Source organism: Candidatus Dormiibacter sp., assembly GCF_050999135.1.
In the GTDB taxonomy this organism is placed as follows: domain Bacteria; phylum Chloroflexota; class Dormibacteria; order Dormibacterales; family Dormibacteraceae; genus Dormiibacter; species Dormiibacter spiritus.
Window position 1 is genome coordinate 39,843 of the sequence record NZ_JBPCPN010000015.1, and the last position, 7,476, is coordinate 47,318.

Consider the following 7,476-nt stretch of genomic DNA (forward strand, 5'->3'; position numbering starts at 1 on the left):
TGGCTTGCGCCGCCACGCCAGATGCGATTCACGCATCTGGTCGGTCTCGTCAGGCGGGGACGCCGAGCCGTGCCAGTAGTTAGACCTTCACCGGAGGACCTGGAGGCGCAGCTCAGGCGGCGCCGGCCCGCGGTCACCGACTCGTCAATCGTTCAGCCGCCGGCCGACCTCAGGACGGAAGCCGGCCGCGGACAGGTGACCCTTCGCTGGTCACCCATGCCGGGGGCGGCCGGCTACCTGGTCCTGCGGGCGTGGCAGAGGGAGGGACCCTTTGCGATTCTCGACCACGGCGGCGGTGACGTCCTCGCCGTGCCTGGCTGCGTCTACTCCGACACCACCGCAGGCGCGGGGGAGCAGCCCTGGTACTCGGTGGCCGCACTTGCAGTCCCGGACGGGCTACCAGGCCCCGGCGCGGAGCCGGTCCAGGCAGGGTCACCATCTGGCGCGACCGCGAAAGTCGAGGTGGCCGTCGACGCAGCGGTGCCGGTTGGGCAGCTGCAACGGCCCTGGCGAGTGGTCGGCTCAGAGCACCTGAGCCTGCTGCTACGAGGCGTCAATGAGCAGGGCTTCGACGTCGGCGCCGAGCTTGCCCGGGCCCTTGCGATATCTCGCCAGGAGCTTGGCGCTGAGCGAGTGCGCGCGCACGGCATCTTCCTGGACGAGCTCGCCGTCTACCAGAACGGGGCCATAGATTTCGGCCAGGTGGATCGCGTCTATGACAGGGTGGTCGAACTCGGCCTGCGCCCTTTGGTGGAGTTGAGCTTCATGCCCCGTGACCTGGCGGCGAATCCTTCCGCGACAATCTTCCACTATGGCGGTGTCACATCGCCGCCGCGCCAGTGGGCGGAGTGGCGGCGGTTGGTGGCGGCGCTTGCCTCGCACCTGGTCGAGCGCTACGGCCTGGATGAGGTCGCCGAATGGGGATTCGAGGTCTGGAACGAGCCCAACCTGGAGGCCTTCTGGGCGGGTGACCAGGCTGACTACTTCCGCCTCTACGAGGAGTCGGCCAGGGCGCTGAAGTCGGTGAACGCCCGGCTCAAGGTGGGCGGCCCGGCCACTGCGGCCGCCGGCTGGATCCAGGACTTCGCGGAGTTTGCAGTCCGACACCAGCTGCCTGTCGACTTCCTCAGCACCCACACCTACGGCAACCTGCCGCTGGACGTCAGCGCCACTGCCGCCCGCGCCGGTCTCCCGGGCGTGCCGGCCTGGTGGACAGAGTGGGGCGTGTCGCCACGCCATCTGGCGGAGGTCAACGACCTACCCTTCGGAGCGCCGTTCGTTCTCAGCGGAATGGTTTCGGCTCTGGAACGCATAGGACTTCTCGCCTACTGGGTGCTGTCCGACCACTTCGAGGAGCTGGGGCCGCCGGAGCGACTGCTCCACGGCGGCTTCGGGCTGCTGACGGTGGGCAATCTGCGCAAGCCTCGATTCTGGGCGCTCAGGATGCTGGAGCTGCTCGGCCCTGAGAGGGTGGCGGTGGAGCTCTCGGGCGACGGCGCCGGCTCACTGGTACAGGCTCTGGCCACCCGGAGCCCGCGCGGCGGGCTGGAGCTGCTGGTGTGGAACGGCACGCTCGACCAGTCGAAGCGCCATGGGGCCGAGGAGCTAAGACGCCAGGTGACAGTGCGGCTCGACGGTTTGAGGTCAGGAACTTACCTGCGCACCCACCACCGGGTCGATGCAGACTGCTCCAATGTGGTCGCAACCTGGAACCGGCTGGGTGCGCCTGACTGGCCGGATGAGGCAGGTTGGCGCGCGCTTCGCGCTGGCGATCGGCTGGAGGAACTAGAGGCTGCGGCACCGATCGAGGTGGGGTCGGGCCAGCTCAACCTGGAGCTGGATCTGCCAATGCCGGCGGCGTCGCTGATTCGACTGAGGCCGGCCTGAGGGCGGCTGAGAGCTCGGGCCGGGATGGGCTCCGGGCTCTCGGCTTGGGGCCACTTCCGAAACTAGGCAGGGCGCGCCTAACGTAGCGCCGGTCGCCACCGTTGGTGCAGTCGGTCTTCGCCGCGACGGCGGATGAGCTCCAGGCGGGGACGCGGCTCGGAGCGCGCACCGGGCGGCCGCCGGCTGCCGCGCTCGAACTGCACCGGCCAGGCAACCGCAAAGTCCTGCTCGGCAGCGGCGTGCAGCGTCCAGGCAGGGTCGTACAGGTGAGCCCTGGCCAATGCGCAGAGGTCGGCCCGGCCGGCCAGGATGATGCTGTTGACATCGTCGTAGCTGGAGATGGCGCCGACAGCCATGGTGGCGACACCTGTCTGATTGCGGATCCGGTCAGCGAGCGGCGTCTGGTAGCTGCGGCCGAACACCGGCCGCTCGTCGGGTGTCGTCTGGCCGGTGGATACGTCCACCAGGTCCGCGCCCAGCTCAGCGAAGGCCCGGGCCACCTCGACCGAGTCCTCCGGCGACAAGCCGCCCTCCGCCCAGTCAGTGGCGGAGACGCGGACGGACATGGGCTTGGGCTCAGGCCAGACGGCTCGCATGGCGGTGAAGACCTCCAGCGGGTAGCGGAGCCGGTTCTCCAGCGAGCCACCGTACTCGTCCTGACGCCGGTTGGTCAAGGGCGAGATGAAGCTGGCCAGCAAGTAGCCGTGCGCGCAGTGCAGCTCCAGCAGGTCGAAGCCCGCCCGGGCCGCCATCTTCGCCGCGCGCACGAACTGGTCACTCACGATGTCCATGTCAACCCGCGCCATCTCGCGCGGCACCTGGCTCTGCGGCAGGTATTGCAGCGGTGAGGGCGCCAGCAGCGGCCAGTTGCCGCTCGCCAGCGGCTGGTCGAGGCCTTCCCACATCAGCTTGGTCGAGCCCTTCCGGCCCGAGTGGCCGAGCTGGATGCCCACCTTGCTCTCACTGTTCGCGTGCACGAAATCGGTGAGCCGACGGAAGGCCGCTTCGTGCTGGGGCGCGTAGAGACCGGCGCAGCCGGGCGTGATGCGGCCCTCGGGCGAGACGCAGACCATCTCAGTCATCACCAACGCGGCCCCGCCCAGCGCCTTGCTGCCCAGGTGGACCAGGTGGAAGTCGCCGATCAGCCCCTCGCAGGATGAGTACATGTCCATGGGCGAGACGACCACCCGGTTCTTCAGCTCCAGACCGCGGAGATGCAGCGGCGTGAACATCGGCGGCGGCGCCGACGAAGCACCGGCGGCCGTGCCCGCAAACTCGCTGGCGACGCGATGCACGAACTCTGGATCCCGCACCTGCAGGTTGGCGTAGGTGACCCGGCGGCTCCGCGTGAGCAGGTTGAAGGCGAACTGCAGAGGGGTCTGCCGCAAGTACTGCTCCAGCTCCTCGAACCAGCGCCGGCTGGCTTCGGCGGCGCGTTGGGTCGACTCCACCACCGGCCGCCGCTCTGCTTCGTAAGCCGCCAGCGCCGCCGCCACGTCTGGCTGCTCGAACAGGCAGGCCGCCAGCGCCAACGAGTCCTCCATGGCGAGCTTGGTGCCGGAGCCCACCGAGAAGTGCGCCGTGTGGGCGGCGTCACCCATCAGCACTGTGTTGCCATGCCGCCAGCAGCGGTTGCGCACTGTGACGAAGTTGATCCATCTGCTGTTGTTGGCGATGAGCGGCAGGCCCTGCAGCTGCTCTCTGAAGAGCTCCTGGCAGAACTCAATGCTCGCCTTGTCGCTCACTCCGGGCGGAAGCTGGGCGGCGCGATCCAGGCCCGCCCGCCGCCAGACAGCTTCCGAGGTCTCGACTATGAACGTGCTCCGATCGCTGCTGTAGGGATAGGCGTGGACCTGAAAGGCCCCGTACTCGCTTTCAACAATGAAGAACTTGAAGCAGTCGAAGACAAGGTGCGTCCCCAGCCAGATGTAGCGAGAGCGGCCCTGCTCCAGGCTGGGCCCGAAGCTCGCCGCCTGTGCCGCGCGGGTGGCGCTGTTGACGCCGTCAGCAGCCAGCACCAGATCGAAACCTGCCAGGTCCTCCAGTGGCGGGGCAGGAGTCCTGTACTCGACGGCCACGCCCAGCTCCGCCGCCCTCCGCTGAAGGATCTGCAGCAGCTTGACGCGGCTCATCGCCGCAAAGCCGTGACCGCCCGAGGTGACCACCTCGCCGCGGTGGTGGACGTCGATGTCGGCCCAGCGTGCGAAGCTGTCAGCCATCTCCGCGTGGATCCGGGAGTCGGCGTGTTCGATGCCGCCCAGGGTCTCGTCAGAGAACACCACGCCGAAGCCGAACGTGTCGTCGGGAGCGTTGCGCTCCCAGACCGTGACCTCGTGCAGCGGATCCAGCTGCTTGGCCAGCGCGGCGAAGTAGAGGCCGGCCGGACCCGCGCCGATGACCCCGATCTTGAGTGGCGGCGACCTCACGCCGAGCTGCCCGGCTGGCGCAGCCTAAAGCGCTGCAGCTTGCCGGTGGTGGTGCGGGGCAGCGCTGAAACCAGCTCGATCTGGCGAGGGTATTTGTAAGGCGCGATCCGGGACTTGACGAAGTCCTGGAGTTCCTTGATTGTGCTTTCGCGTTCCTCGGCAGTCGACCCCAGCACCACGAACGCTTTGACGATCATGCCGCGCTGCTCGTCAGGCACCCCCACCACCGCCGCCTCCAGCACCGCCGGGTGCTGGAGCAGCGCCTCCTCCACCTCCGGTCCGGCGATGTTGTAGCCGGCGGAGATGATCATGTCGTCGGCGCGCGAGCGGTAGCTGAAGTAGCCGTCAGGGTCGCGCACGTAGATGTCGCCGGTCAGGTTCCAGCCGTTCTTGACGTAAACGGTCTGGCGGTCGCCGCGAAGGTAGCGGCAGCCCGTCGGGCCCTTCACCGCCAGCCTTCCCATCTCGCCATCAGGCACCGGCCGGCCGTCTTCGTCCTGCACTTGAGCCTGATAGCCAGGTATGGCCCGCCCGGTGAAACCCGGTCGCATCCGTTCCGGCGTCTCGCCGATGAAGATGTGCAGCATCTCCGTCGAGCCCAGGCCATCGATGATCCTGATGCCAGTACCCCGCTGCCAGGCGTTCCAGGTAGCTGCCGGCAGCGTCTCACCGGCAGAGACGCAGGCCCGCAGAGAGGAGAGATCGGCCTCGGCCAGGCGGCCGAGCAGGAAGCGGAAGGCTGTCGGAGCGGTGAAGAGTGTGGTGACGCCGTGCCGCTGGATGCCTTCCAGCAGCTGTTCAGGCCCTGCCTGTTCCAGCAGCAGCGTCGAGGCGCCGGCATGCAGCGGGAAGAGCAGGAGTCCGCCGAGACCGAAGGTGAAGGCCAGCGGTGGGCTTCCAGTGAAGAGGTCGTTCGGGGCCGGTTTCAGCACGTGCCGGGAGAACGTGTCGCAAACGGCCAGCACGTCTCGATGAAAGTGCATGGTCGCCTTCGGTCGGCCTGTCGTCCCGGAAGTGAAGGCCAGCATGCAGACGTCGTCAGCCGAAGTGGCGAACGTCTCGAACTGCGCCGGCTGGCGCTCCATCCGCTCCAGCAGGTCGCCACTCTGGCCGCCGCCGAAGGCCAGGATGGGCACCCCCGGGAGCTGGGCGGCTTGCAGATCTTCCAGACGGCGATGGTCTGAGATGGCCAGCTGGAGATCGGCCATCTCGCCGACCGGCTGAAGTTCACCGGAACGGAGAAGCGGCATGGTCGCCACCGCCACGCAGCCGGCCTTCAGCACGCCGAACCAGCAGGCGGCAAGCCAGGGGCTGTTGAAGCCGCGCAGCAACACCCGGTTGCCCGGCACCAGGCCGAAGTCGTTGACAAGCACGCCGGCGATCTGGTTGGCCCGGCGCTGGAGTTCCGCGTAGGACCATGTCTCTTCCAGGCTGAGCAGGCAGCGCCGCTCCCCCCGCCCCTCCCGGACGTGCCTGTCCAGCAGCGCGTCAACGCAGTTGAGCCGCTGCGGATATTGCAGCTCGGGCAGTCCGAAGACGAACTCGGGCCAGAGCTGGGCCGGCGGCAGGTTCTGCCGGGTGAACTGATCGACGTGGGTCGAAGGCGCGAGTTCTGCTGCGCTCATGGGGACGGTCGTCAGGCTAGCAGGGGATCCTGGCCGCGAGCAACCACAGGACGGATCGTACTCGGGGGCGGTGGCTACGATCAGAGCTACCATGCTCAGCCCCGAGCCAGCTCTCGTCAGGTGAGCAAAGCCGACCGACGCCGACCGCAGCGCCAGGCCGCCCCCGGCCGAACCGGCTCGCGGCCCGGCGGCCGACCGGCGGAGCCTGAGCGCCTCGCGCCGCGCCGTGTCCCGTCGACCCCTCGCGGGGCCAAGCGGAGCATCTGGTCGAGCCCACTGCCCATCGTGCTCGCGCTGCTCGCACTCGGCCTGCTCGTCACTGGCTTTGTCGTCTACGCCCGGAACCAAGCCGGCGGCCAGCCTCAAGCCCAGGAGTCAGGCGACGGCAGCAGCGTGGTCGCCAAGCTGAGCGGCGTCAGCCCGGCGCTCCTGGATCGCGTGGGCGCCGGCGGCACCAAGAGCGTTTCGAAGGCCATCACCGGTCCCCCGCTCACGGGGATCGGGGGCAAGCCGCAGATCCTCTACCTCGGCGCCGAGTACTGCCCCTACTGCGCAGCTGAGCGCTGGAGTTTGGCGGTGGCGCTGAGTCGCTTCGGCCAGCTGCAGGGCATCAGGCTCACCCGTTCCGGCTCAGACGACGCCTTCCCCGACACGGCCACCTTGAGCTTTACCCAGGTCAGGTATGTGAGCTCGTACATCGAGTTCGTCGCTGTCGAGACTGCCGACCGGCAGAGGCAGCCGCTGCAGAGCCCGAGCCCCGCGCAGCAGCACTTGCTGGACACATACAGCGGTGGCTCCATCCCCTTTCTGGACTTCGCCGGTCAACGCACGCAGATCGGATCCGGCTTCCTGCCTGACGTGCTGGCGAACCGCAGCCAGGACCAGATCGCCAACTCGATCACCGCCGGCGACGGCCCGCTCGCGCAGGCGGTGCTGGGCCACGCCAATGTGTTGACGGCCGCCATCTGCCGCACGACAGCTGGACAGCCAGCGGGAGTCTGTGGCAGCGCCGGCGTGAAGGCCGGAGACCTGCAGCTTCGATGAGGGACCGGGGCGCCCTCGCCGTTCTGCTGAGCGGCCTGGGTGGCCTGGCGATCTCCGCCTACCTGACCTACTCCCACTACGATCAGGTGCCGCTGGCCTGCGCTCAGGGTCAGGTCCTGGACTGCGCGGCTGTCACCCACAGCAGCTACTCCACACTGCCTGGCAGTGAGGTGCCCATCTCAGTGCCGGGACTGCTCTTCTTCGCGGTCGTCGCCCTCTGGGGCGTGCTGGTGCTGAGTCGAGTGTTCGAGAGAAGTGCCTGGGCCGAGAGGGCGCTCCTGTTCTGGTCAGTGGCTGGGCTGGTGTTCGCCCTCTATCTGGTCTTCGTCGAGATAGTCCGCCTGCGGCGAATCTGCGAGTGGTGCTCAGCAGTGCACGTGCTGACGCTGGTCATCTTCCTGCTGGCTCTGAACCGCGTGGGGCGGCCCACGGTGCCCGAGAAAGGAAGGGGAGGCTAACACAGGGTGTCCTTAGCGGGAGAGCGGGGGGTCGAT

The 7,476-nt window shown here is 68.2% G+C and carries 5 protein-coding genes; 3 read left to right on the plus strand and 2 right to left on the minus strand.

Annotated elements, in window-relative coordinates:
* The first annotated feature begins 69 nt into the window (after positions 1 to 69).
* Positions 70 to 1,887 (plus strand): GH39 family glycosyl hydrolase, encoded by a 1,818-nt coding sequence (locus ACR2MZ_RS03865; protein ID WP_434003746.1) that lies wholly within the window; start codon positions 70 to 72, stop codon positions 1,885 to 1,887.
* Positions 1,888 to 1,964: 77 nt separating this feature from the next.
* On the opposite strand, the gene ACR2MZ_RS03870 is transcribed toward ACR2MZ_RS03865, so the two are convergent.
* Entirely contained in the window at positions 1,965 to 4,313 is a 2,349-nt protein-coding gene (locus ACR2MZ_RS03870) for a bifunctional salicylyl-CoA 5-hydroxylase/oxidoreductase (RefSeq protein WP_434003747.1), read from the minus strand.
* The gene (locus ACR2MZ_RS03875; RefSeq protein ID WP_434003748.1) at positions 4,310 to 5,938 is read right to left on the minus strand and encodes an AMP-binding protein; all 1,629 of its coding nucleotides are present in this window, start codon (positions 5,936 to 5,938) and stop codon (positions 4,310 to 4,312) included. The genes ACR2MZ_RS03870 and ACR2MZ_RS03875 overlap by 4 nt, the downstream gene beginning before the upstream one ends.
* A 285-nt stretch (positions 5,939 to 6,223) precedes the next feature.
* Here ACR2MZ_RS03875 and ACR2MZ_RS03880 point away from each other — a divergent pair, with 285 nt between their 5' ends.
* Both ACR2MZ_RS03880 and ACR2MZ_RS03885 read left to right on the plus strand, forming a co-directional pair.
* Positions 6,224 to 6,982: a DUF929 family protein gene (locus ACR2MZ_RS03880; RefSeq protein ID WP_434003749.1), complete on the plus strand. Its 759-nt coding sequence runs from the start codon at positions 6,224 to 6,226 to the stop codon at positions 6,980 to 6,982.
* Complete coding sequence (locus ACR2MZ_RS03885) at positions 6,979 to 7,440, plus strand: vitamin K epoxide reductase family protein (protein WP_434003750.1); 462 nt, start codon at positions 6,979 to 6,981, stop codon at positions 7,438 to 7,440. Before ACR2MZ_RS03880 ends, ACR2MZ_RS03885 begins: the two co-directional genes overlap by 4 nt.
* Positions 7,441 to 7,476: the final 36 nt, after the last annotated feature.